This is a genomic window from Shewanella sp. 6_MG-2023, assembly GCF_030547195.1.
Taxonomy (GTDB): domain Bacteria; phylum Pseudomonadota; class Gammaproteobacteria; order Enterobacterales; family Shewanellaceae; genus Shewanella.
In genome coordinates, this window is the sequence record NZ_JAUOQU010000012.1 from 18030 (window position 1) to 44444 (window position 26415).

Here is a 26415-nt window from a genome sequence, read left to right on the forward strand (position 1 = left end):
TAATAAAAATTATTTTGCCAAGTAAAAATAAAGTTAACAAAAATAAAAACAACAAGCTTTATGATTCCCGAAATACTTATCATTGTCTGCGTTTTTATAACTCTGCCGCTTAAGGCGTTTGTTGGCTGAAATAACGACAAGGAGACAGTATGAAGAGGCAACTTTGTACGGTGAAAAGTCAACGATTTTCAAATAAATTCAATGTGCTAAGAACGCAATTAAGACTGAATAAAACCCGAGCCTTTTTGCATAAATTAACACTAGGTTCAATAATTGTTTTTGCTCCTTTGTCTCATGCTGGGACGTTAGAGCAAGCAAAGCAGTTACATGATCGTATCGCCGGTGTTCCCGCATCTGAACAAACCCTCAATGATATAGCGCAATTACTCGACGATAGTAAACCGATAGAAGCGGCTTATTTAGCAATGGAAACCCCAGCTTTTTATTCCACGACTTTAAAATTGTTCGCCACCCCCTGGACTAATATCGATCAAGACAGTTTTGCACCACTAAATGATTACAGTGCAACTGTAATTGGTGCGGTACGAGATGACGTTGATTTCAGGCAGGTACTGCAAGCCGATATGGTGTATGTGGGGAAGAACAGCCTTAATTTACCAGCCTATAGCACCAGTAATAACCAACATTACCAATCATTAGAAGATCAGTTTATTGATTTAAAAGATGGCTTGGAGCGAACCAGTCAGTCTAGCTTAAATGGTTTGCCAAGTGATGCTACAGCAGGCGTTCTAACCAGTAGAGCGGCTGCCAAAGCATTCTTTTATTTAGGTACAAACAGAGCCATGGTGCGTTTTACCTTAATGAATCATTTGTGCACTGATTTAGAGCCCCTAAAAGATAATACCCGTTCACCCGATAGAATCCGCCAAGATGTTAGCCGCAGCCCTGGTGGCGATAGTCGCTTATTTATCAATAACTGTTTAGGTTGCCACAGTGGCATGGATCCATTAGCTCAAGCGTTTGCATTTTATCAATATGATTTTAACCTTGAAGCCGATCCGGTTGGTGATAATGGGGCTATTGCTTACAACCAAAGTGGCCAAGTTGATCCCGATACAGGCACCAGGGTGCAAGGTAAATACCATATTAACTCGACCAGTTTCCCTTACGGTTATGTCACTGAAGATGATGAATGGCATAACTATTGGCGTGAGGGGGTTAACCAAAAGCTTGGCTGGGATGAAACCCTTGAAGGTAAAGGCTTTGGTGCTAAGTCATTAGGTGAGGAGTTTGCTAATAGCCAAGCTTTCGCTCAATGCCAAGTAAAGAAAGTATTTAAAACCGTGTGCTTACGAGATGCAGAGTCCAGTGAGGATATTAACCAAATTGCGGCGACCACTGAGTCTTTTCAACAAAACTCATATCAACTTAAGCGTGTATTCGCTGAAGTTGGCAACTACTGCATGGGAGAGTAACGGTGAAATTATCTCAAAAAACCTTATCTAGCCTCTCGGTGCTGAGTTTATGTTTAACCCTCACGGCATGTGGCGGCGGTGACGTAGAAAGTAATCCGCCTCAACAGCAAGAACCAGACTCTGGCGTGTATACCGGTCCTGCACCTGCCACTGAAGACATTCAAAAATATAAAGTCTCATTGTGGGACAATATCTCAACTCAAAATCGCTGTGGAGCCTGTCATACTGAAGGTAATCAAGCGCCATATTTTGCCAGTCGAGAAGACGTTAACGACGCGTATGCTGCGACTAATCCGCTGGTTGATTTAACTGATCCAGCTTCATCTCGCTTAGTTGAAAAAGTGGCTGGTGGCCATAATTGTTGGCTAGACAGCGATAGTGCCTGTGGTGAAACCATGACTTCGTGGATCAAATTGTGGTCAGATGAACGGGTCAGTAGCGCCAATACAATTGAGTTAACTGCGCCAGTCATTCGAGAGCCAGGTTCAAGCAAAAGTTTCCCAGATGACAGTGCGCTATTTAGCCAACATGTTTACCCCATTGTTAGTCAGTACTGCGTTGATTGTCATAACGAAGGAGCGACTTTTGCTCAGTCACCTTTCTTTGCAAGTAACGATATAGCTCAAGCTTACGAGTCGGCTAAAAATGTCATCAACATCGATGAGCCATCTCAGTCTAGATTAGTGGTTCGTTTAGGCAGTGAGTTTCATAACTGTTGGACAAATTGCCAAGAAAATAGCAATGAAATGCTTGCTGCAGTGACAGCGATGAGTGATGCAATTGCTGTCGATGAAATTTCACCAGAAATGGTGGTGTCTAAATCACTACGCTTAACGGATGGTATTACCGCTTCAAGTGGTGGTCGATTTGAAACGGATGTCATTGCCTTATACCAGTTCAAAACTGGCGAGGGTTCTACAGCATACGATACCTCTGGTATCGCGCCAGAAGCGAATTTATCGCTGACGGGTGATGTTGAATGGCTCGGCAGTTGGGGCTTATCTTTTACTAATGGTAAAGCGCAGGCCAGTACCGCCAACAGTAAGAAACTCCATGATTTAATCACCTCTACTGGTGAGTTTTCAGTTGAAGCTTGGGTAACACCAAATAATGTCACCCAAGAAGGGCCTGCAAGAATCGTCACTTATTCAGCAGGTGATGATGCACGTAACTTCACATTAGGCCAGAGCCAATATAACTATGACTTTATGCTGCGCACTGAAGCTTCAAGCACCAATGGCGAACCAGCCTTAAGTTCGCCAGATGCCGATGAAGTGTTGCAAGCGACACTGCAGCATGTGGTATTAACTTATAACGCTACAGAAGGGCGAAAAATTTACGTCAATGGCAACTTAATTGAAGTGGCTGATGAAGATATTGCGCCGTTGGCATCTTGGGATGACAGCTTTGCGTTGATTTTAGGACGAGAGGCTTCAAACCAACATGTCTGGCAGGGTGATATTCGTTTGTTGGCGATTTATAACCGCGTACTAGAGCAAGAACAAATCAGCCAGAACTATGATGTTGGTGTAGGTGAGAAATTCTTCTTGCTGTTCTCGGTAAGTCATTTAATTGATTTACCCAATACCTATGTGATGTTTGAAGTCAGCCAATTTGATAATTACAGCTATTTATTTACTGGTGCTTCATTGGTGAATATCGATGGGACGCCAGTGGCTGAAGCATTTGATATGCGTTCAGTTCGTATCGGGATTAATGGTAAAGAAAGTGCCCAAGGACAAGCTTATTCTAACGTAGATTTAGCCATTGAAAGCGGTCAGGCGTTAGCTGAACCTATGTCGCTGTCGGCATTAGGCACTATTATTGGTCTCGAAAAAGGTGCCAGTCAGGATGAGTTTTTCCTTACTTTTGAACAAATCGGTGAACATGAAAATGTGGTTGTGCCTGGGGTGATAATCACACCTGATGAGTTACCAGCAAGTACCGAAACCGCGCAAATAGGCTTAAGAAACTTTGCTGAAATTAATCACTCAATGAGTGAGTTAACTGGTGTACCTCAGCAAACAACCAAAGTGTTTGACACCTATGCGCTAGTAAAAAGCCAACTGCCGAGTGTCGAAAATATCGATACCTTTATTTCTGCACAGCAAATGGGGGTGACGCAACTGGCAATTGCCTATTGTGATGTCGCCATTGATGACGATAGCTTACGCAGCGCTTGGTTCCCTGATATTGACTTCACGCAAGAGCCAAACGTGGCATTAAGCAGCGCAGAAAGACCTAACTTGCTCAACCCGTTAATTGGTCAACTTATGCCGCTGAATTTATCGAGTCAGCCAGATGCTAACTTGGTTTATAACGAGCTGGATTCACTCGTCAGTAATTTGTCTGTGTGTGGCACAAACTGTAATGCAGAGCGAACCCAAACTATTGCTAAAGCCTCATGTGCAACAGTGTTGGCAAGTGCTGTGATGTTGATTCAATAGGAGCGTAATGATGATAAAAATACCCACACAGATTACGACGTTTCCAATATTGAATATCGACAATCAAGCGGCGGCAAAAAAGAGTTTAAAAGGACTTCAACATGACTAAACGTACTCATCTTCACCCTGACAGTCCTTTATTGTTTTCCGATCATCGTAAACCCATGACTCGGCGTGAGTTTATCTCAACGGGCCTGGCAAAAGGTGGCCAAGCGGTCGCGGGTTTATCATTAATGAGCATGTTTGCTAACCCAAACCAAGCCAATGCTGCGTTGTCTTCTGACCTAGAAGCATTGCGAGACTCATGCGGTATTAGCGTACAAGGGGCGGGTAAAATTCCGTTTATCAGTTTCGATTTAGCGGGCGGCGCCAATATTGCTGGCTCAAATGTGCTGGTTGGTGGCGCAGGTGGTCAGCAAGATTTCTTGTCGACAGCAGGCTATAACAAGCTGGGTTTGCCCGGTGATATGGCGCCATCGATTGCAAACCCTGATGTTGGTATGTCTGATTTTATTAATACTGATTTAGGGCTCGCGTTCCACTCTGATTCAGCGTTTTTACGTGGCATATTGGAAAAGGTTTCAGCCGATACCGCATCACGGATTAATGGTGCGGTGATCCCTTGTCGTTCTGATAACGATACGGGTAATAACCCACATAATCCTATGTATGCTATTGCGGCGGCTGGTGCTAACGGCTCGCTGATGCCACTCATTGGCTCGCGCAGCACTGACTCTGGTGGCAACTCAATGGCAGCGGCTAATTTTGTCGATTTGAGCATGCGCCCAACTAAAATCGATCGACCGTCTGATGTGACAGGGCTTGTGGATGTGGGTGATTTGTTTAACTTGTTATCTCAGCGCGATGCCGTAACGGTAATGGAAAGCATCCAGCGCATTAGCGCCCAGAAAATGGCTTCGGTGAACACTCAAGTGACTCGTGATGATGTGATTAAAGACTTAGTCAATTGTGGCTATGTGAAGAGTGCTGATTTAGCCGATCGCTTTGGTGATCCATCGACGCTTAACCCTGTGTTAGATCCTGACATTGTGGGCCCAAGCGGTATCTTTACCATTAATGAATTTGATTCAGAATCAGAGTTCCAAAAAACCGCTTCTATTATGAAGCTGGTGGTCAATGGATTCTCTGGTGCTGGCACTGTCACTATGGGTGGTTTTGACTATCACACTGGTGAGCGTGGTACAGGTGAGTTACGAGATTTACGCGCAGGGCGTTGTATGGGCGCATGTTTGGAATATGCCGCTCGTCGCAATCAACCTTTGATGATGTATGTATTCAGTGATGGCTCGGTTGCCAGTAATGGCCGCATTGATGACTCAATGGAAGGGCGAGGCAAGGGCGAATGGACGGGAGATAACTCGTCTACAGGTGCATCTTTCTTCTTGGTGTATAACCCAGCGGGTAAGCCACAATTAATGGGCGCAAGTGCCGATCAAATGGCGCAAAACCAACAAATCGGCTTTATGCGCTCTGATGCCTCAGTGGATACCGCATCAGCCCCATCGGCAAATAACGTGAACTTGTTAGTAGATACAGTGTTGCTTAACTACATGGCGCTTCATGGTGAACAAGGCCAGTTCAATATGGTGGCACCAAGACAAGGTTTGGGCAACAGTGCGATGTTAGATTCGCTAACAGCGTTTCAGCCGATAGTTTGATTAAAATATAAGTTTATTTTGCTGGTTAAATTGAAAGGCTCAGAGGTTTTCTCTGAGCTTTTTTGTTTTTATATTTGTTTTTATATTTGTTATTAATTTTAACTCAAAACCAAAACTAGAATCAAAGTCGTGGCGCTTCGCCCACACCAGACTAAAAGGGAGTGGACTGCGACTCCCTCTTAGAACACCCCGCAGCTCCGGCGAAATTTAAACAGCAAAATTTCCAACGGAGAATGATCCAGCTTTAAACTTCATTTTGAGTCCGCTTTGGCAAGCTACAAAAATCACTAACGCTTACGATGGGGCGTCCCTTCCCCTCGAAAGCTAGCCAGACATCCATGTCTGGACTCACGCGATTTTCTTGCTTACCTCAATTCAAATTGAACATTCAAAGAAGCTCAAAAGCATAATAAGTACAAACAACTTTCAAAATTAGAAACAACAAGAGAACTTGCAGGCTCAATGTTCCCCTTGAAATTGCTGAAATGTGTTGAAGAAAATGGCGTAAGCCTGACAGGACGTCAGGCTAGCTTTAGTTGGCCAGGGATGGCCTATCTAAAGCGTTAGCTATTTTCGAATAAGCATGAGGCCTGCTCGTTTTTTAGAGCAATTTCGTAGGGGCGGCAAGGGATGTCGAGAAGGGAAATGCTGTTGTTTCCCTTTCGTTTGGTGTGGGCGAAGCGCCACGACGTTGAACTTAATCCAAACGAAGTTTGGAAATTAAGCAATCAAATATGGCATCAGCTTATATGTTTACTTTCCAATATAGATACTCGTTTATCCAACAGGACTCTGATAGAGTGCTTATTAATCAATGACTTTGCATTGGTAAAGTTTAATTTTTTTGGTTTATTAAATGTGCATGCGCACAATACAAATGTTAGTACTACAAGGAAGTGGATAAAGTTAATCGACTATTCTTATATTCATTTGATGAGCTAATAGCTGTAAAAGAGCAAGAGCTTAATATTGGTAGGTGTCTGGCTAGTTTTCTTTTTATAAGTCACTAATAGATCCAATTACACCTTTTAATTAATGCGTTATAAATTGAGATGAACATATTCTTACTTTTGATATGGCGTTATACAACAGGGAGTATGAACGGGATGTTCAAATAAAATAGTATTAATTTACTTTGCTCGACACTGGCAATTTTATGCGCTTTCTATATAGAAATAGGAAGTGTTTTATTTTGGTATGGCGGGCTTCTAGTCATTCCAGCAATTGCAATTTGGTATCAGTTTAAGTTTGCTCTTGGTAATTTTATATTACGCCTCAGTATTGCTATTTTACCTTGGTTGACTCTTTGTGTTATTGGTCTATTTGGGGCATCAAATACAGAGCATGATGGTCAGAGATCCATAAATATGTTCTTTTTTGAAATGCCATTATATTCTGTTGCAGTCGGGACTTTTGTTGTAACAGCGTGCTTTTTGTTTAAAAAAGCTACACTGCGGAGTTGGTTGCTACATAACGAGTTATTCAAAGGAAGTAAAACGCATTGATTGTGCTTCTTCGCTGCTTATTTAAATCAACTAATATTTGTCCTTATAAATAAGTAGGGACAGAAAACTAAGCAAATGCCATTAATCCACCACTTATCTAATCCTGTTGTAGTCCCTCTGATACATGTAACGTCTGTTGATTATCAATAATAATCGCTTCGTATTCTGGCAATTGGTTAATTAGCGCCATGCCTTCTTGTAAGCCTTTTACAAACACGGCTGTTGATAGGGCATCAACGTAAGTTGAGTTTTTACCAATGATGGATACGCTGACCACTTTTCTGGCCGAGTCGCCGGTTTTAGGATTAATGATGTGGTGGTAGCGCACTCCATCTTCGATGAAGTAGCGCTCGTAATCACCTGATGTTGAAATTGACTCGTTAGCCAGTGGTAATTGCACCGCTGTTTTTTCAGCGGCTCTAGGGTGCTTAATACCGACAAACCATGGGCGGCCGCGTCTGTCACCGAGCAGTCCTGTATCACCACCTGCGCTGACTAAGGCGTGCTTAATACCTGCAGCTTGTAAAATGGCTAAGCATTGCTTAACGGCATGTCCTTTAGCTATTCCGCCTAAATCAATCCGGACATCTTGGTTTTTAAAACGAACACTAGATTGTGATTTGTCTAAGGTTACTGCGCGGTAATCTATAGCTTCGAGGGCTTGGTTTATCTCGGGTTTCGCTGGCTTTTGTCCTTGGCGGTAATCGTATTGATAACCAATTGAGGCGTAAGTGATATCAAATGTGCCGTTTGTCAGCTCAGCAATCTTGTGTGAATCAAGCAGCAAATCAAACAGTTCTTGATTAATCACAACGGCCTCTTTCCCTGCCAGTTGGTTGATTTTGCTTAATTCGCTGTCTGCTTTATAAGGACTCATTAATCGGTCGATGCGATGCATTTCTTGTTCGACAGCGATGATGAGGTTATCTGCAGTTTGTTTTTCATTTGACTCTGTATTCTTCTCTGCTTCTGAAAGCCAAAATTCAACATGAGCTTGGGTCCCCATGACTTCAAAGCTCTTTTGATGCCACTGCGCAGTGACTTGAGTGGATAAGATTAGGCCAACAAAACACAGTGAGATTAATGAGAAAGGCTTAAACATGGGTAATGACTTATTGTTGAATTATTTTTATAGCCAATAGGGTACTGAGTTATGGGTTATTAATCTAGATTGATTTATGCCAAATAACAGCCAATAAAAAACGCACTCGATTGAGTGCGCTTTTTCGATGTCGGTGCTAAGTCGAAGACCTAACTCAAAGACCTAAGCCAGATACCTTAAGTCAGCGACTAATTCAAATAATTGATTAGTGGCGGAACATCGCAGAAATAGACTCTTCATTGCTAACACGACGGATCGCTTCAGCAAGTACTGCTGACATTGTTAGCTGAGTTACCTTTTCAAGTTTAGCGATCTCAGGGCTTAATGGCACAGTATCGGTAACGATAACTTCATCGATAACTGATTCAGCGATATTTTTCGCAGCATTGCCAGAAAATACCGGGTGAGTTGCATAAGCGAATACACGGTTAGCACCATGTTCTTTTAACGCTTCTGCCGCTTTACATAAAGTACCACCAGTATCGATCATGTCATCAACAATAATACAGTCACGGCCTTGAACATCACCAATGATATGCATTACTTGAGCTACGTTCGCTTGTGGGCGACGCTTATCGATAATTGCTAAGTCAGAATCATCAAGTAGTTTAGCTACAGCGCGAGCACGTACTACACCACCAATGTCTGGAGAAACAACAACTGGGTTATCAAGTTGCTTGCCTAACATATCTTCTAGCAGTACTGGGCTACCGAAAACGTTATCAACAGGCACATCAAAGAAACCTTGAATTTGCTCAGCGTGAAGATCGCAAGTTAATACGCGGTCAACCCCAACACTTGATAAGAAGTCTGCAACAACTTTAGCAGTAATAGGTACACGAGCACTACGAACACGACGATCTTGACGAGCGTAACCGAAGTATGGAATTACTGCGGTAATACGACCAGCAGATGCACGGCGAAGCGCATCAACCATAACGATAAGTTCCATCAGGTTGTCGTTGGTCGGTGCACAAGTCGATTGGATGATGAATACATCAGCACCACGTACGTTCTCATTGATTTGAACACTGATTTCACCGTCGCTGAAACGGCCTACTACTGCATCGCCAAGTTTGCAAAATAAACGGTCGGCTATTTTTTTGGCTAGTTTAGGGGTAGCGTTACCAGCAAAGAGCTTGATATCGGGCACTTTATGAACCTCAGGTGTTGGCTTTAAGTTAGTGGCTAAAAATGTGACTTAAGGATGTTGTCATCAATAAGCAAAAAACATTTCTAGAAGGTATTTGTTAATCTTGGTTTAAACGTGTCATCAAAGGTGACAGGTTTAAGCCTTTAGCAACAAAGCCGCTCATGGTCTTTGGCAGTTGTGCCAAGGCGTCCAGAGCCGATTGTTGCTGTTCGAATTCACCGAAGACGCATGCGCCTGTTCCGGTCATTCTTGACGGCGCATATTCTACCAGCCAGCTTAAGGCATTGGCAACTTGAGGGTGCTTTTCTGTGACAAGTTTTTGGCAATCATTTGACCAATTTTGCTGCATTAAAGTATTAATTGCTAATTTAGCAGTGTCGCGAGTTAAGTCTGGCGCTTGGAAAATTGCTTGGGTTGACACATGGACTTCAGGCACTATGACTAGGTAGTACAACTCTGCTGGTTGCACTGCAATAAGCTGTTCACCAACACCTTCAGCGAAAGCAGCAAAACCATTAATAAAAACAGGGACATCCGCGCCAAGTTCTAGGCCGATTTTTGCTAGGGTTGCATGGGGTAAATCAAGCCCCCACAACTTATTTAATGCCACTAATGTGGTGGCCGCATCAGATGAACCACCACCTAAACCGCCACCCATAGGCAAGTTTTTACGTAACCAAATTTGTGCGCCGCCCTGATAATTGCAATATTCTTGTAAAGATTTTGCGGCCTTTAGAATTAAGTTATCTTTTTCTGCGACAACTTTTGATAATTCTGAATGCAAGCTTATTTGTTTCGACTCAGTCGTCTGAAAATCTAAATAGTCACATTGGTCAATAAACTGAAACAGGGTTTGCAGTTCGTGGTAACCATCGGCTCGTTGGCCGGTAATATGCAAAAATAAATTGAGCTTTGCAGGAGCTGGCCATTCAGTGGAGATTGCCAAATTGTCTTTATTTGTTGTCATGTAAAAGCCATTCAAGTGGTTTTGTCATTTTGAGTCGAAGTGCCTATATAAGTACTTATATAACAGCGCATCATCAATAGCCGATAAACCAATATCGATTAGTTATTGGTTTGTGCTAGATTGGTTGTTAGCGCTTGCCATTGATTTATCTGTATTTTTATTTGTACATCAGCGCGATTGATTTGCAGTAATCTGGGCAGCTTAGCACCGCTTTGTTGCTGATAACTCATAAAGCTTACCAGCCAATCCCCGCCATTATCAGCACTGCTAAAACGTTTGATGCTGCCATCTGGATTATATTCTAGCACTTCATCATCAGGGGCGACTTGACCTGTGATCCAAAGCGGTAATTTATTAATGGGAATGGTCATGCCGCTGACGCGGTAGATTAGCCGCTCAGGGTTGTTGTCTGTGTAAGTTTTATCTTGAATGTCTAAACTGGCTAGGCCATTTTCAGACTTAAGTGACAATACAGTTGTGCCAATCATGGTGGTAAGGGTCAATTCATCGCGATCATATTGGCTGCTTTGATCGTGCAACCAAAATAAGTTGGTGCTAAATTTATCGCTGCTAGAACGAAAAGCCAGTTTACCTTGTAATTCCCATGCTTGGGCGTCACTGGGGTGCTTTACCTGTGTTTCTGAAAGCGTGTGCGGCGGACGAATAGAACAAGCCGTTAACAATAAACAGCTCATCAACAGTAAGTGTTTTAGGTAAGTTGTTAAAATTCGCAAAGGGACTCACTGGGATAAAAAAGCGATAAGGCATGATACTGGGCAATAAGCTGATTGTAAAAATGCTTTTATAAATAAAACTGATTTGATTAATTATTACTCCTATACTAGACAATATTAGCTAATGTAGATATACATAGCCCTGTTTTTCTTGGTGTATTTTGTCAAATGATGGATGATTTTGTTAACAAGATAGAATTTTTAGAAAAAAAATAGATAATTATTCCGTTTTGTTAAGCCAATTGTGTTTTTAGTTTTACCAATTAAGTAGAATGACCTAATTAATGATCCTGCGAAGAACTTAAAACGAGTCACATGAGCCTAGTAGCAATCGGAATAAATCATAAAACCGCCACGGTCGATCTTCGAGAGAAAGTCGCCTTTTCACCGGATAAGATTCACGATGCGATGAAGAGTCTAGCTAGTCGAACTAGCTCGGGTGAATCCGTGATCGTGTCAACCTGTAACCGTACAGAACTTTATTGCAACAACGGCACTAAAGAAGACATAATCGAATGGCTAGAGGATTATCACAATCTTAGTCATGATGATCTCATGCCTTGTATTTATAGCTATGAGGATCAGGAATGCGTTAAACACTTAATGCGCGTGTCTTCAGGTCTAGATTCTCTAGTATTAGGTGAGCCACAAATTCTTGGGCAAGTTAAACAAGCCTTTGCGAAAGCTAAAGAGGCAGGCACAACGGCAGTTACTATTGACCGTTTGTTTCAAAACACCTTTTCAGTGGCTAAAAAAGTGCGTACTGAAACCGAAATTGGCGCCGCCGCGGTGTCAGTGGCGTTTGCCGCTGTCAGCATGGCCAAACATATTTTCTCATCACTAAGTACCACCAATGTATTATTGATTGGCGCTGGAGAAACCATTGAATTAGTTGCCAAGCATTTAAAAGACAATGAGGTTGCCGGTATTGTGGTGGCTAACCGAACGGTTGAGCGTGCACAGGCGATGTGTGAAGAGTTTGATGCAACGGCAATTACGCTGCAACAAATACCAGACTATCTACCTAAAGCCGATATCGTGATATCCTCTACCGCCAGTCCATTGCCTATATTAGGTAAGGGCATGGTCGAAAAGGCACTGAAACAACGTCGTCATCAACCCATGCTATTGGTTGATATTGCAGTTCCTCGTGATATAGAAGCAGAAGTTGGCGAATTAGACGATGCTTTCCTTTATACTGTGGACGATTTACACAGCATCATTGAACAGAACATGGCTTCACGTAAAGAAGCCGCCGAGCAGGCAGAAGTAATTGCCGATGAACAATCTCATATCTTTATGGAATGGGTGCGTTCGTTAGAGTCTGTAGACAGTATTCGAGAATACCGAAGCCAAAGTTTGGCAATTAAAGATGAATTAGTAGAGCGCGCCTTGAACAAATTAACTCAAGGTGGTGACAATGAACAAGTGATTTTAGAGCTAGCCAATAGGCTAACCAATCGCTTAATCCATGCACCGACACAAGCGTTAACTTCTGCTAGTCGTCAAGGGGACTTGAATACCTTAGGCCAATTACGTGTCACGCTTGGTTTGGATAAAAATTAAGGTAATAAAGCTAAATGAAAGAGTCGGTTATTCGCAAGCTGGAAGGCTTGCTTGAACGTAATGAAGAAGTATTGGCATTACTGAGTGATGCACAAGTTATTGCGGATCAAGACCGCTTTCGCGGCTTATCAAAAGAATATTCTCAGTTAGAAGATATTGTAAAAAGCTTTAAAGCGTTTCAAGAGGCTCAAGCCGATCTTGAGTCAGCGCAAGAAATGCTTACTGAAGATGACGCAGAAATGCGTGAAATGGCTCAAGAAGAAATTAAAGCAGCCAAAAAAGCCATTGCAGAACTTGAAGATGAATTACAAATCTTATTGCTTCCAAAAGATCCAAATGACGACCGTAATGCCTTCGTAGAAATCCGTGCCGGCGCCGGTGGTGATGAAGCCGCTATATTCGCGGGTGACTTATTCCGCATGTATTCACGTTTTTGTGAGTCGAATAAGTGGCAAATGGAAATCATGAACGCCAACGAAGGTGAGCATGGTGGCTTTAAAGAATTAATCGTTCACGTAACTGGTGAAGGCGTTTACGGTAAATTGAAATTTGAATCTGGCGGACACCGTGTTCAACGTGTACCAGAAACTGAATCCCAAGGTCGTGTACATACCTCAGCCGTTACCGTGGTTGTATTACCAGAAGTGCCAGAAGCAGAGCAGATTTCAATTAATCCAGCAGATTTAAAAGTCGATACCTTCCGCGCATCTGGCGCAGGTGGTCAGCACGTCAACAAAACCGATTCAGCCATTCGTATTACTCACGTACCGTCAGGTATTGTGGTGGAATGTCAGGATCAACGCTCGCAACATAAAAACCGTGCCCAAGCCATGAGTGTGCTTTCAGCGCGCTTACAAGCGGTTGAAGATGAAAAGCGTCGTAGCGAAGAAGAATCAACCCGCCGTAATCTAGTGGCAAGTGGTGACCGTTCTGAACGTATTCGAACTTACAACTTCCCACAAGGTCGTATGAGTGAGCACCGCATTAATTTAACGCTATACCGCTTAAATGAAATCATGGAAGGCGACTTAAACGCTATTATTGAGCCATTAATGCAAGAGGAACAAGCGGACTTGCTTGCTGCATTAGCTGACGACTAAGGAGTAACCTTGTCACAGTCTTCTTTCTCTACCATTGCGGAGTCTTTGCAATGGGCTTACAGTTTATTGGTCGATTCATCTGAATCGGCCAATATCGACGCAGAAGCCTTGCTTCTGCATTGCATCAATAAGCAGCGTAGCTTCATTTATACTTGGCCTGAAAAAGTCCTCACCACAGATCAATTCAAAGCTTATAAAGCCATGGTCGAAAAGCGCCAGCAAGGTGTGCCTGTGGCACATATTATTGGTGAACGTGAATTTTGGTCATTGCCATTTATTGTTAACGCCACCACCTTGATCCCGCGTCCTGATACTGAAATTTTAGTAGAAACCGCGTTAAATTTGCCTGTAGCGGAAACGGCTAAGGTACTGGATTTAGGTACGGGAACAGGCGCGATAGCATTGTCATTGGCATCTGAGCGACCACAATGGCAAGTCACAGCCGTTGATAAAGTCACTGATGCGGTAGAACTTGCTAAAGCCAACCGGCAAAACTTAAATCTCACTCAAGTTGAAATTTTACAATCAGATTGGTTTAGTGCAATTGAAGGCCGGCAATTTCAATTAATTGTCTCAAACCCTCCTTATATTGACGAAGCCGATGAGCATTTAGCCATGGGTGATGTGCGCTTTGAACCATCAAGTGCATTGACCGCAGGTGACGCAGGTTTTGCTGATTTATTTCATATCGCAACCTATGCGCGGGCTTACTTATCTGAAGGTGGCTATTTACTGCTGGAGCACGGCTTTGAACAGGCGCTGGTCGTAAGACAAAAGCTCATTGAACTTGGTTATGACAATGTCGCAACCGTGCGAGACTTTGGCAGTAATGACCGTTGCACCTTAGGTCAATGGAACAAGGTTTAAGCCACTTGCAACCGCCATTTTTTCGTTCGTTAATCATTGGCAGTGATCCATCGCGTTAATTGCCCAGTTAATACTGAGTTAGTTGCTGATTTACTCATGTAGTGACTGGCCTAATGGGGCGATTTTCACAACATTGCTAATAAGCCGCCAGATCGAGTAAACTAGCGGCCATTTTATCGGTAGCTCAAAGAGAAAAACAATAATGGAAACCTTTTACAGTTTATATCCAGCTGTTAAACACACGCACTTAACCTTCATCTTTTTAAGTGTGGTCTTTTTTGTCACTCGCTTTGTACTACACATGCGCAAGTCGCCAATCATGGATAAAAAGTTTGTTAAAGTTGCCCCTCATGTCATTGATACCTTCTTATTGTTATCAGGGCTAATCTTGTGCTTCATGATCAAACAATATCCATTTGTCGATGAGTGGATGACTGAAAAATTAATTGCAGTTTTAGCCTACATTGGATTGGGCGTTATGGCACTTAAAGGTAACCGTAACAATTTATTCAAAATCTTCGCCTTTTTAGGTGCTATCGGATGGCTCGTATTAGCTGCCAGGCTGGCTCATTTTAAACAAGTTGTATTAATGGGTTAATAGAGTTTAATGGCAAAACATCAAATGAAAGATGCAGTTAAGATCCCTGAAACTGCATTTGAAATAACACAACATCTTGGCTTTTCTCAAGAGAAGAAAGCGCTTTGGGCTTGGTATGAAATTGCCGGCTCAGTGATGAGCTTATATGTCGAAGATCAGCAACAGCGCTTTGAAGGTTTATTGCACTGGTTTTATGATGATTTAGGCTTTTGTGTGCGTGATGATTACTTTAGTGTTGATGCTGCCGATCTTGGTCGCTGCATTATGACCCGTCAAGGTAACAGCACCACCTTAGCCACGGTATTAATTTTACTGGCTAAGCAGCTTGATATTAGCTTAGAAGCGGTATTATTACCGGGGCACACCGTAGTGAGAAGCCATATAAATGATAATGTCATTTATATCGATCCGCTAACGGGGCAGCAATTAAGCCGCCACCAATTGCATATACTGGTGCGTGGTGAGTTAGGTAATTCGGCCATGCTTAAGCCTAAGTACTTAAAAACAGCCAGCCTAAAACGCTTAATAACTCGTATGTTACATGAGCTAAAAGCGGGTTGCATCGTAACCCAGAAATTTGAACAAGCGATGGAATGCTGCAATTTATTGCTGCAGTGGCATCCTGATGATGTGAGCTTAAATCGAGAGCGCGCTTTTATTGCCCAGCAACTGGGGTGCATTAAAGTGGCCATTTCAGATTTACAGCACTTTATCGACAGCAGTCCACACGACCCGGTGACGGAAATTGTCAAAATCCAGCTGAAAGAGTTAAGTCAACAACCACAGACTTATCACTAAGTGGTTAATATAATATTCAAATTCAGGCTCATTTATGAGCCTGAATTGTTTATCGCAAAGCAGTTAATCTGTCAGTAACTTCGCCAATTTAAAATAATAAGTACTTTAAAGTACATTCATAACAATAATAAATTCACTATGAAATGCATTTGCAAGGGAGCTTTTTCATGACCACCACACCCATGGTAACCAATGACGCAACAGCACTGGGATTACTTGCCGTCATTCTCGGCTTTGTTTTCTATACCAGTTCGTCAGCACACCCATTTTGGCAAAAATTCTATAAGTTTATCCCAGCCTTATTGCTGTGTTACTTCTTACCATCACTACTGAATACCTTTGGTATCGTCGATGGTGACACCTCAAAATTATATTATGTTGCCTCGCGTTACTTATTACCTGCTTGTTTGGTGTTATTGATTTTAAGTGTCGATTTAAAAGCGATTTTAAGTTTAGGCCCTAAAGCCATTGTGATGTTTTTAACCGGCACCGTGGGCATTGTGATTGGCGGTCCCATTGCGTTATTGATTATCTCAGCCATTAACCCTGACGTATTAGGCGGCAATGGCCCTGATGCAGTATGGCGCGGAATGACCACTCTTGCGGGCAGTTGGATTGGCGGCGGCGCTAACCAAGCCTCAATGAAAGAAATTTATGAAGTGGGCGGCGATATCTTTTCCGTGATGGTGACTGTAGATGTAATTGTCGCTAACCTGTGGATGGCAGTATTATTGCTGATGGCATCTCGTGCTAAAGAGATTGATGCTAAAACAGGCGCAGACACCACCGCCCTTGAAGCCCTTAAAGCCAAAGTTGAAAAGTACCATGCAGAAAATGCCCGTATACCTTCACTGCGTGACTTAATGCTGATTGTGGCCATAGGTTTTGGTGTTACCGGGTTAGCGCATTTTGCGGCAGACTTTTTAGGACCATTTTTTGAAGTTAATTACCCTTGGACTCAAGACTACAGCTTAACCTCCAAGTTCTTCTGGCTGGTTGTTATCGCCACTACTATTGGTTTAGCTTTATCCTTTAGTCCAGTAAAGCAGATAGAAGCTGCGGGCGCCTCGAAAGTGGCATCGGCATTTTTATATATCCTTGTTGCGACCATTGGTTTGCATATGGATGTATCCAAACTCGCTGATGAGCAAAACCTGTGGTATTTCGCCATTGGTATTATTTGGATGCTGGTACACGCAAGCTTTATGCTTATCGTGGCTAAAATTATTAAAGCGCCGCTGTTTTATATGGCGGTGGGCAGTCAGGCTAACGTTGGCGGCGCAGCGTCAGCCCCTGTGGTTGCAGCAGCGTTTCATCCAGCACTTGCGCCAGTTGGCGTATTGTTGGCGGTATTGGGCTATGCTGTAGGCACATATATGGCTTGGATGTGTGGCCAGTTACTGCAGATACTTGCGGTATAACATTATTTTTTAATGGGGTTAGCAGCGGCTAATCCCATGGTATTGATTAAAGAGAAATGACTATGGATCATAAAATCATTGGTTTAAATGAGCTAGAAATTGCGAATGATAAACCGTTTGTTTTATTTGGTGGCATGAATGTGCTTGAGTCTCGCGATCTAGCAATGAAAATTGCAGAGCATTACGTAGAAGTAACCCAAAAACTGGGTATTCCTTACGTATTTAAAGCGTCATTTGATAAAGCAAATCGCTCATCTGTGAACTCATATCGTGGTCCAGGTATGGAAGAAGGCTTAAAGATTTTCGAAGAGATTAAGTCGACCTTTAATGTACCTATTATCACCGATGTGCATGAAATTCATCAATGCCAGCCAGTGGCTGATGTGGTTGATATTATTCAGTTGCCAGCATTTTTAGCCCGTCAAACGGACCTAGTGGTTGCTATGGCAGCAACGGGTTCAATCATTAACGTGAAAAAGCCGCAATTCTTAGCGCCCCATGAAATGCGTCATATCATTAAGAAGTTTAATGAAGCCGGTAATGACAACATTATTCTGTGTGAACGTGGTTCAAGCTTTGGCTATAACAACCTAGTAGTGGATATGCTGGGTATGGATGAAATGAAGCAGTCTGGTTACCCAGTCATCTTTGATGCAACTCATGCACTGCAGCGCCCAGGTGGTCGTACTGATAGTGCAGGCGGACGTCGCGCTCAAGCAACCGAACTTGCTCGCAGTGGTATGGCATTAGGTTTAGCGGGTTTGTTCATTGAAGCGCATCCAGATCCTGATAATGCCAAATGTGATGGCCCATGTGCATTGCCACTTAACCAGCTTGAAAACTACTTAACTCAAATGAAAGCGGTAGATGATTTGGTTAAGTCGTTTGAGCCGATTGATACCAGTAAGTAGATAAGAGATTCTTTAAAAGCCCTGAACTTATGATTAAGTTCAGGGCTTTTTTTTGCTTGAACTTAACGTTGTTTGGATAGGTTAAGAAATCGTTTTGATACTCTAGTTGGTAATAAGATCAAGGTCGTGGTGCTTCGCCCACACCAGACCAAAAGGGTATCAACAGCAATACTCTCTTGGAACACCCAGCTGCCCCAACGAAAAATGCTGAAAAGTGTCTGCCATTATTAAAATCTTTACCCTCCCCAGCAGCTGCATAAAATGCGGTAACTGTGACTGGCCCGATACCTGGAATACTTTCTAAACGCCAACAAACTTGACTACTTTTTGCCTCTTGTTGTACCTGCTTATCACAAGATTTAATCTTTTCCTCAATACCAATTTGTGGTTAGCTTTGGTATCGACATTTAAGCGGTTAAAAATGACTTAATCAAAGACAGTTATTTATGGATTTTTTGTGCCCGCAATTGGGGCAAGGCAATAATGACTCACCAACTGACTTATCAATACTCCTAGTACCGCCCCTGCCAGTAAGTCACCTAAGTAATGGTAGTTTTGCCCTAATTGACCGATAAAAACGCTTACCATGGCTGTTAACCACAACCAGTAAAGCTTTGGGCTGTATTGCCAAAATAAACTGGCGAAGGCAAAGGTAAATAGCGCATGCCCTGAAGGAAACGAATGATAGCTTTGCGACAATGAAAATGGCGCAAATATCTCCACGCCATGCTCAATCCAAGAGGGGTTATTATTAACCCAAGTTTCTGGCCAGGTGCGGCCGCTGATAATTTTAGCCCCAAAACGGACCACTGTGGCGCTAATAGCGACCAAGACAATGGGCTTAACTAAATGAATGAATGCGTTATTACGACCTAATAAGCCAATTAAAACAAGCACGCCTGCCAATACTTCTAAGGCTAATGGGGTATTTGCCAGTAGTTTAAATACTGAGGTTAATCCAAAGTCGCTTTGCTTACTATCATGTAAAAGCTGTGCCAAAGGTCGATCAATGTAGCTTACGCTTACCAGTATGGCGATAACGGCAACAAGGTAGAATAAACCGACTCGAGCACTAAACGGCAGAGCTTGAGGCTGTAATAAGGCTTTGGGCTGCAATAACATAAGTTTAGCGGCTTGTTTTTTCATAGCTATGGTTTTTCATCTATTGGGTTTATAGCGCACTTTCTAGCGCGGTTATTTCAGTTAGCATGCTTTGATTTATCGCAGCTGTTAAACCGTGATGGGCTGCGCGGGCGACCACGTAACCGTTAATTTGCAGTATCTCGGTTTTGCGATTGTGATGAATATCTTGATGCATAGACGAAAAGTTGTTGGCTGTGAGTTTAATTACCTGATTGATGATGGCAACAGAATCAAGCAGCGAAAGGTTAACCCCATCAGCTTTGGCGACCATGATGCACTCTTGCGTTATCGCCTCGATTTGCTGCTGAAATTGCGGCTGGACCAATTCACCATTAGCACATTGGGCTAATGCCGTCAGTGGGTTAATGGCGCAATTAACCAGCAGCTTTTGCCACAAACTAGTGACGATATCATCGACTACCGACATATCTTCAACAGCAGCCAGTAATTGGTTTTGTATTGCTAAAGGCATTACTGGGCCAGATAAATGGCCAATAATGCTTTTACCTTTACCCGTATGGCGCACCTGCATCGGCGCCAGTTTTAACGCCGCTTGAGATGTCGTGCCTAAAGATAACCCCAGTTTAAGTTGAGGGTGTTGCTTTAGAAGGGCTAACACCTCTAAATGTGGCCCCATACCATTGTGTAGCAGCAGAATATGACAACTCTGTGGAATAAGCGCCAATATAGAAGCAATAGCATCAGTCACTTGATAAGCCTTTACGCAGACAATGACTAATTTAATATTGGCTAACGCAGCCTTGTTAAGCTGATTTATGTTCGCTTGGATACAGGGCTGATGCAAACTGTCACCGTTAAGAGTTTCAAGAGTGATTGTAGAGCAATCATCATGGCTTGTAGCGCCTACAGAGCGACTGCGTGTGAGTAGTAATGGCTGCTTGATTGCTGCTAACTGGCAGTACAGCAAGCTGCCAATAGCGCCAGCCCCAATAATCGCAATATCAGTCTGGTACACATGATTATCGTTAACATGATTGTCGTTAACATGGTGGTCGTTAACATCAAAAACTGGCTTTTGGGTAGTGTTAAGGATATTGCGGTCGCTGTTAGTGCGCTGTGGCATGTGGTTTCTCTTGAGTGCTATAGGGCAGATTTGAGCGGTCCCTTTTTGAATAACTTTGCAGCTTGATATTTTCTAAACACAAATAGCAATAAGTAAAATAATACCACCCCAATTAAATCTGCAACTACATCAGCAATAGAGGCGCTACGATAGGGGATCTGCGATTGTATCAGTTCAATTAATACCGCATAGGCAGTCATTATCAGCCCCATCCAGTACCATTTAGGCTTGAAGGCAAAATAAGCTAAAAACGTTAAGCCCAAAAAACTGACGGTATGGCCGACTTTATCCATATTAGAAAACGTCATTGGATAGTTAGGTTTAGAGAAAACCAAGTAACTGATGATGATGACAGCGAAAGCAAAAGCGGCGCTAAAAAACAATTTCATTTTCATGCTGTACATATCTTAGCTGGATGCAATGTCGTTTGAGTAAATCAATAATAAAAAAAGCAGCGTTCAAAGTCATTAAATTCCAACTATTAATTGTTTTCTCTTTAGTCTAGGCTTTGCCTACAGGCTTAGAGTGTTAAAATAACCCTAAATAATTTATTGGAGAATGACTATGCCATCTATGGATGTCGTATCAGAAGTTGACGAAGTTGAATTACGTAATGCCGTTGAAAACTCTCGCCGTGAATTGGCGGGACGATTTGATTTTCGCGGTAAAGATGCTGAAATCGAATACAAAGATCATGTGGTGACTTTAAAAGCCGAAGATGATTTCCAATGTCAGCAGTTGGTGGATATTTTACGCATTCAGCTTAGTAAGCGTAATGTTGACCCATCAGCCATGGATGTGGATGACAAGACGGTACATAGCGGTAAAACCTTCAGTCTAAAAGTGAAGTTTAAAGAAGGCATTGAAACACTTATCGCCAAAAAATTAGTCAAAGCGATTAAAGATAGCAAGCTTAAAGTGCAAGCCGCGATTCAAGGTGACTCGGTTCGAGTGACAGGTAAAAAGCGTGATGATTTACAAGCGGTCATGCGTTTAACTAAAGAAGCTGACTTAGGCCAGCCGTTCCAATTTAATAACTTTAGAGATTAAATTTCTGAAGCGTAAAATGCTGCTGTATTAAGTTGTGCTGCGGATAAGCCTCTTAATATAAAAAAGCCCAATGTAATTGGGCTTTTTTTATGCTGAATATCTTGTGATGAATTAAATAGATTAGTTTTTATCGGCCTCAGCTGACAGTATAGGCTCATCAGTTTGTTGATGTTTAACCGAGCTATAGCGTTGTAATAAACTAATTAAAATCAATACCGGAAAGCCAATTAAACTGGCGGCGATAAAGAAATTTACATAGCCAAAGGCATCAACATAAACCCCAGAAAACCCAGCGATAAACTTAGGGAATAGCAACATGATAGAGGAGAGTAGGGCATATTGAGTTGCGCTGTAACCGCTACTAGTTAGGCTTGATAAGTACGCAATAAATGCCGCAGTAGCAATACCAGCGCTGAAGTTATCCACTGAAATAGCAAAGGTCAAAAATGGCATGTTGTAGCCAATGTAAGCTTGCCAAGCAAATAACAGGTTAGTAATGGCCACTAATAATGCACCTAAGAAAAGGATCTTCATGGTGCCATAACGCACTAATAATACCCCGCCAAATGCTGCGCCAACTAAGGTCATGATTAAACCATAGACTTTACTAACAAAAGCAATTTCCTCTTTACTAAAGCCCATGTCGACATAGAACACATTGGCCATAATTCCCATAACAATGTCTGAGATGCGGTAGCAAGATATAAGTAATAAAATCAGTATCGCGGTTTTACCATATCGCTTAAAAAAGTCGATAAAGGGCAATACGCTGGCGCTATACAACCAAGCCAATGGCGCTGCAAGTTTAGGCGGATACTTTTGTGCAAAGCGTTGTTTAAGTTGTAACTCTTGTTCATCAGCGCTTTTGGTGTCAACTTCAGGCTCTTTACTGCAAAGAGTGGTAATAATACCCACTGACATTAATAACGCCATCACAAAGTAAGCGGTTTGCCATGATTCAAGATTGTAGCCATCATTGCCAGGGTCAACCCAAGCGGCAATGGTTAACGCCCCTGCTGTGGCGACAATCATTGCGCCGCGATAACCTACTTGATATGCCGCAGCTAAGGCTGCTTGCATTTTTTCTGGAGCAGATTCAATACGAAATGCATCAATGACAATGTCTTGGGTGGCTGAGGCTAAGGCGAGTAAGAAAGCGCAAATGGCAAGCCGCTCTAAATCCACTAAGGGATCGCTAAATGACATGCCGGCAATGGCGCCCACAAGACATAACTGCGCAAATAGCATCCAGCCACGGCGGCGGCCAAAAAATCGGGTAAAAATAGGCAAAGACATGCGGTCAACCAGTGGTGACCAGGCCCATTTGAAGGCGTAGGTGAGGGCTATCCAACTAAAGTAACCAATGGCGGCGCGGTCAACGCCAGCTTCTCTTAACCAAAAGCTTAAGGTTGAAAATACTAACATTAACGGCAGGCCAGCCGAGAACCCGAGTAACAATAAAATAACCACGCGCTTATGATAATAAACTGACAGCGCTTCTCGAGTTCGACTAAATAATTCTGACATAAGACAACAGATAAGAGGAGAATGGCTCTAGCTTAAGCGGGCTCGCTAGATGGTTCAAGTTATTATCAAGTTATTAATAGTACAGCAATTTGAGCTTGGTCAATAAACAAGGGTATTTGTAATACTCAGGTTTGTTAAACCATGAGTTTAAGCTCAACGCTGCTATGAGTGAGCATTGGTTATATTGATGATTCAAATAATAAAAAAGTAATTAGCATAGCGCTTATAACAAGCTGTGTTGTAACTAAAAAGACCCACTAAATAGTGGGTCTAATGCCAACACAACCTTGAGGCACTTCACCACCGCTATTAATGTAATCACAGCAATCGTGAACTTGTTGACGTAAATATTGATTACCGCGGATAACCATTGCTGGCCATTCATGAAAACAGTGCAATAAATGCCAAAATACTTTTTCAGTATCAGTTGGAGTCATAGTTTCAGGAGGATTATCTAAGTCGACGGCTTGCCACTCTTCCAATACATCCCACATGTAGAGCTTGATTTCATGGTGATCTAGTTGGTTATCTAAGAAGGCTTTTCCATAATACGCCAGTTGAGGGGCTTTGGTTTCTATAAAATCATTGGGCGTCATCGTCTTTGGCGTTGTTATCTTAATTGGCATGAGAAGCGTCCTTATAATTCCATTTATTGACCAATAAGGTTTGTTATAAGATAGACTAAAGTATAGTTGGTTATCTTGAACATTCACTCGGATTTACAAAGTAAAATGAAATTCAGTATTTATGACTAGATAATCATCGCTAGGCATTGTAAAAAACTACAAAAAAGCGGCGTTAAATGTATATTTAACGCCGCTTTTTTAAATAATTGATGAATTTACGTAACGTAAATGAGTCACCTATAACCATGAAATTTATAAGGTTTATCGTTTCAGTAGTGTCGCTTTATTCAATTTCACTTCTTTAACGGGCACATCAGGCCAATTGAGTTGGGCATTATGGCCAGTTGGAACATATGACATGGCTTCCAGTACTGCCATTCCTTCTACGACTTCGCCAAATACCGCATAACCCCAACGGCGCTTGGAAGGATTGAGGTTTTTATTATCGCCTACATTGAAGTAAAACTGACGCGTGGCAGAGTGGGGGTCGTTATCGCGAGCCATAGCAATGGTGCCCATAGCATTGGATAAACCATTACCGGATTCATTAACGATAGGGTCTAGCGATGGAAGTTCTTCAAACTCCGAGGTTAATCCGCCACCTTGAACCACAAAATCGGCAATGACGCGATGAAAAATCGTATTGTCATAATCGCCTTTGACCACATAGGTCAAAAAATTATCCACAGTGAGTGGCGCACGGGTTCTATCTAACTCAACCACGACCTTGCCCATGCTGGTATCAAACTCAACTTTTGGGTAAAGCGTATCGGGCTGAATATCCACGGCTGCTTGAGCAACCATGGTTGATAATGCAAGTACGCTGGCTAACATCCACTTAAGCATGGCTTCTTCCTGGGTTATTGTTGTAAGAAATGGTGCAGTTCAGCATCATTAATAATTTTGCTGGTCAGTTCATCGATGAGCTTATTCATATCCAGCTCAAGGGTGGCGTAATCTGGGCTAAATGGGCCCTTTAATAAACCTTTAGCGTTATATATCTTAGTAAATTCTTGGGTTTGATTTTTAGCGACCACATTGATGGTTAATGTCGTCTTTGCCTCAAAACCGAAAGTCGACTCGGTGACATCTGTCAGTAAATAATCTAATTGAAATTCAGCCGAATTGGTCGCTGCAGGGTCAACTTGATAGCCCGCCTTGGTCATGGCTTGCTTAAATACATTGTCCAGTTGCTGCCTGATAGGTTCACTTGGGCTAATTAATTCTGCTGCTTCACCTTCTTTATTAAAGCGAACAATAAAGTTAGCTTTGCGGACATCAATGGTGTTTACCGCAACAGTGGCATATTGGTCGATTTGATTCAGTGGTTGGGGGACACTGGGGTTAAGCGCAATATGGGTCGGGGTGTAACTGGCGCAAGCTGAAAGAAATAACGAGCTGCATAACAACAAAGGTAATGATTTCATGTCACAAAACGGTAAAAAATGATGGCCTCAGAATAACAGATTTTTACTGCCTTGCCAGCCCAATAACCTGAGTTAATCAGTTTCACTGGTTCATTTATTAGTCTGGATTATTTCGCCATGATGATGAGAGATTAGTGGTGATATCCCATGGTAACAAACCATTGACTTTAGCCCTGAAAGTATAGAGGTTAGAGTCTAATCATATTATTCATTGGATGCTAAATGGCTTTACATCATCGACAACCCACTTCGGCATTAGCGCCAGAATCGTTAATTAAAAATGACGGCCAACCTATATATGGGCATTTTGATGGCATTGTCGCAGATCTTGGTGTTAAGCAATTTAGTTACTTTACTGACATGGATAAACCCAGTTCATGGTTTGCAAAACATGTCGATTTTAAGCAATTTCAATTTATTAATATTACTACCCCTCGTTATATCATTGGGGTGGCTATTGCCGATATTCGCTATGTTGGCAGCAGTTTTTGTTACCTCTATGACATAGAAAAAAATCGCTTAACACAGACGCAAACCTTAAAACCGTTAGCGCTGGGTATGTCACTGTCTCAGTCACCTAAAAATGGTCAGTCGCGCATTAAGCATCGCCAATCTCAGATTGAATTTGTTATTAAAGACGGTGTCTGGCAGTTATATATCGCCGCAGACAATATTCAGGCTGAGCTTACATTAACAGCGCCCATGTTAAGTTTGCCGATGAGTTTATGCACGCCAACCGGCTATAACGGTTGGACCTATACCCAAAAACACAATGGTTTAAAAGTATCAGGCAGTTTAACGGTCAATGATGAACCGCAGCCGCTGAATCAGGCTTTAGCGAGTTATGATTTTTCTGCCGGATACATGCGCCGAGAAACCAGCTGGCGCTGGGCGTCAATCAATACTCAAGTTGAATCGGGTGTGTTGGGGCTTAACTTAGCCGCGGGCGTTAATGAAACAGGCGCCACTGAGAACGTGTTATGGATTAATGGTGAACGCCATTTTATGCCAGCGGTAAGGTTTGAGTTTAATCGCCAGCGCAGTGACGATGATTGGTACATCACCGGGGGGGACAATCAAATTGATTTAAGCTTTCACGCATTAAAGTGTCGCAGTGAGAAGATTAACCTTGGGTTTCTTAAAAGTAATTTCAGGCAGTATATTGGTTATTTTAGTGGCCAGATAACCGACAATAATGGCCGAGTGCATCAGTTACAAAATCAACTTGGATTAACCGAAGATCATTTTGCAAAGTGGTAATGAACCTAAGCCTG

The 26415-nt window shown here is 42.4% G+C and carries 23 protein-coding genes and 1 pseudogene; 12 read left to right on the plus strand and 12 right to left on the minus strand.

Annotation, left to right across the window (positions count from 1 at the left end; genetic code table 11):
• Positions 1-149 precede the first annotated feature (149 nt).
• From Q4533_RS08870 to Q4533_RS08880, 3 genes are all read left to right on the plus strand, one after another.
• On the plus strand, positions 150-1436 hold the full coding sequence (locus Q4533_RS08870) for a hypothetical protein (protein WP_303502615.1): 1287 nt from the start codon (positions 150-152) through the stop codon (positions 1434-1436).
• Positions 1437-1438: 2 nt separating this feature from the next.
• Positions 1439-3883 carry a LamG domain-containing protein gene (locus tag Q4533_RS08875; protein ID WP_303502616.1) on the plus strand — a complete coding sequence of 815 codons (2445 nt, stop codon included), beginning with the start codon at positions 1439-1441 and terminating at the stop codon, positions 3881-3883.
• 101 nt (positions 3884-3984) lie between these two features.
• A complete protein-coding gene (locus Q4533_RS08880; RefSeq protein ID WP_102438942.1) occupies positions 3985-5562 on the plus strand; it encodes a general secretion pathway protein GspF in 1578 nt (525 codons plus the stop codon).
• Positions 5563-7164: 1602 nt separating this feature from the next.
• Here the strand turns inward: Q4533_RS08880 and Q4533_RS08885 are convergent.
• The 4 genes from Q4533_RS08885 to lolB all read right to left on the minus strand — a co-directional run bounded on the left by Q4533_RS08885 (position 7165) and on the right by lolB (position 11023).
• Entirely contained in the window at positions 7165-8169 is a 1005-nt protein-coding gene (locus tag Q4533_RS08885; protein ID WP_102438938.1) for an FAD:protein FMN transferase, read from the minus strand.
• A gap of 205 nt (positions 8170-8374) precedes the next feature.
• Complete coding sequence (locus tag Q4533_RS08890; protein WP_076543115.1) at positions 8375-9322, minus strand: ribose-phosphate pyrophosphokinase; 948 nt, start codon at positions 9320-9322, stop codon at positions 8375-8377.
• Between the two features lie 97 nt (positions 9323-9419).
• A complete protein-coding gene (gene ispE / locus Q4533_RS08895) occupies positions 9420-10289 on the minus strand; it encodes a 4-(cytidine 5'-diphospho)-2-C-methyl-D-erythritol kinase (RefSeq protein WP_303502617.1) in 870 nt (289 codons plus the stop codon).
• Between the two features lie 98 nt (positions 10290-10387).
• On the minus strand, positions 10388-11023 hold the full coding sequence (lolB, locus tag Q4533_RS08900; protein WP_241900962.1) for a lipoprotein insertase outer membrane protein LolB: 636 nt from the start codon (positions 11021-11023) through the stop codon (positions 10388-10390).
• A gap of 315 nt (positions 11024-11338) precedes the next feature.
• On the opposite strand from lolB, the gene hemA reads away from it, so the two are divergent.
• The 7 genes from hemA (at position 11339) to kdsA (ending at position 18284) form a co-directional block, all read left to right on the plus strand.
• Positions 11339-12589 carry a glutamyl-tRNA reductase gene (gene hemA, locus Q4533_RS08905; protein WP_102438932.1) on the plus strand — a complete coding sequence of 417 codons (1251 nt, stop codon included), beginning with the start codon at positions 11339-11341 and terminating at the stop codon, positions 12587-12589.
• A gap of 14 nt (positions 12590-12603) precedes the next feature.
• Positions 12604-13689 (plus strand): peptide chain release factor 1, encoded by a 1086-nt coding sequence (gene prfA / locus Q4533_RS08910; RefSeq protein WP_076543119.1) that lies wholly within the window; start codon positions 12604-12606, stop codon positions 13687-13689.
• Between the two features lie 9 nt (positions 13690-13698).
• Positions 13699-14556: a peptide chain release factor N(5)-glutamine methyltransferase gene (gene prmC, locus Q4533_RS08915; RefSeq protein WP_102438929.1), complete on the plus strand. Its 858-nt coding sequence runs from the start codon at positions 13699-13701 to the stop codon at positions 14554-14556.
• A 202-nt stretch (positions 14557-14758) separates the two neighbouring features.
• Complete coding sequence (locus Q4533_RS08920) at positions 14759-15154, plus strand: SirB2 family protein (RefSeq protein WP_076543121.1); 396 nt, start codon at positions 14759-14761, stop codon at positions 15152-15154.
• A gap of 9 nt (positions 15155-15163) precedes the next feature.
• Entirely contained in the window at positions 15164-15952 is a 789-nt protein-coding gene (locus tag Q4533_RS08925; RefSeq protein WP_102438925.1) for a SirB1 family protein, read from the plus strand.
• Between the two features lie 167 nt (positions 15953-16119).
• Entirely contained in the window at positions 16120-17373 is a 1254-nt protein-coding gene (locus tag Q4533_RS08930) for a DUF819 domain-containing protein (protein ID WP_076543123.1), read from the plus strand.
• A 62-nt stretch (positions 17374-17435) separates the two neighbouring features.
• Positions 17436-18284, plus strand: a complete 849-nt coding sequence (gene kdsA / locus Q4533_RS08935; protein WP_102438923.1) for a 3-deoxy-8-phosphooctulonate synthase — start codon at positions 17436-17438, stop codon at positions 18282-18284.
• A 202-nt stretch (positions 18285-18486) separates the two neighbouring features.
• Here the strand turns inward: kdsA and Q4533_RS08940 are convergent.
• The 4 genes and pseudogenes from Q4533_RS08940 to Q4533_RS08955 form a co-directional block, all read right to left on the minus strand.
• Positions 18487-18660: pseudogene (locus Q4533_RS08940) on the minus strand (transposase); the annotation flags it as partial.
• A 68-nt stretch (positions 18661-18728) separates the two neighbouring features.
• Positions 18729-19430 carry a phosphatase PAP2 family protein gene (locus Q4533_RS08945; RefSeq protein WP_303502618.1) on the minus strand — a complete coding sequence of 234 codons (702 nt, stop codon included), beginning with the start codon at positions 19428-19430 and terminating at the stop codon, positions 18729-18731.
• A gap of 25 nt (positions 19431-19455) precedes the next feature.
• A complete protein-coding gene (locus Q4533_RS08950; protein ID WP_303502619.1) occupies positions 19456-20511 on the minus strand; it encodes a ketopantoate reductase family protein in 1056 nt (351 codons plus the stop codon).
• A gap of 17 nt (positions 20512-20528) precedes the next feature.
• Positions 20529-20906 carry a VanZ family protein gene (locus tag Q4533_RS08955; RefSeq protein WP_102438911.1) on the minus strand — a complete coding sequence of 126 codons (378 nt, stop codon included), beginning with the start codon at positions 20904-20906 and terminating at the stop codon, positions 20529-20531.
• Between the two features lie 169 nt (positions 20907-21075).
• Between Q4533_RS08955 and Q4533_RS08960 the strand changes: the two genes are divergently transcribed.
• A complete protein-coding gene (locus Q4533_RS08960; RefSeq protein ID WP_102438909.1) occupies positions 21076-21561 on the plus strand; it encodes a YajQ family cyclic di-GMP-binding protein in 486 nt (161 codons plus the stop codon).
• A gap of 120 nt (positions 21562-21681) precedes the next feature.
• Here the strand turns inward: Q4533_RS08960 and Q4533_RS08965 are convergent, their stop codons facing one another.
• The 4 genes from Q4533_RS08965 to Q4533_RS08980 form a co-directional block, all read right to left on the minus strand.
• Positions 21682-23088, minus strand: a complete 1407-nt coding sequence (locus Q4533_RS08965) for an MFS transporter (protein WP_102475581.1) — start codon at positions 23086-23088, stop codon at positions 21682-21684.
• Between the two features lie 257 nt (positions 23089-23345).
• Complete coding sequence (locus Q4533_RS08970; RefSeq protein ID WP_102475590.1) at positions 23346-23684, minus strand: hypothetical protein; 339 nt, start codon at positions 23682-23684, stop codon at positions 23346-23348.
• Between the two features lie 291 nt (positions 23685-23975).
• Entirely contained in the window at positions 23976-24560 is a 585-nt protein-coding gene (locus Q4533_RS08975) for a peptidylprolyl isomerase (protein WP_102475580.1), read from the minus strand.
• A 14-nt stretch (positions 24561-24574) separates the two neighbouring features.
• A complete protein-coding gene (locus tag Q4533_RS08980) occupies positions 24575-25141 on the minus strand; it encodes a YajG family lipoprotein (RefSeq protein ID WP_102438903.1) in 567 nt (188 codons plus the stop codon).
• A 222-nt stretch (positions 25142-25363) separates the two neighbouring features.
• On the opposite strand from Q4533_RS08980, the gene Q4533_RS08985 reads away from it, so the two are divergent.
• Positions 25364-26401 (plus strand): DUF2804 domain-containing protein, encoded by a 1038-nt coding sequence (locus Q4533_RS08985; protein ID WP_102532193.1) that lies wholly within the window; start codon positions 25364-25366, stop codon positions 26399-26401.
• The last annotated feature ends 14 nt before the right edge of the window (positions 26402-26415 follow it).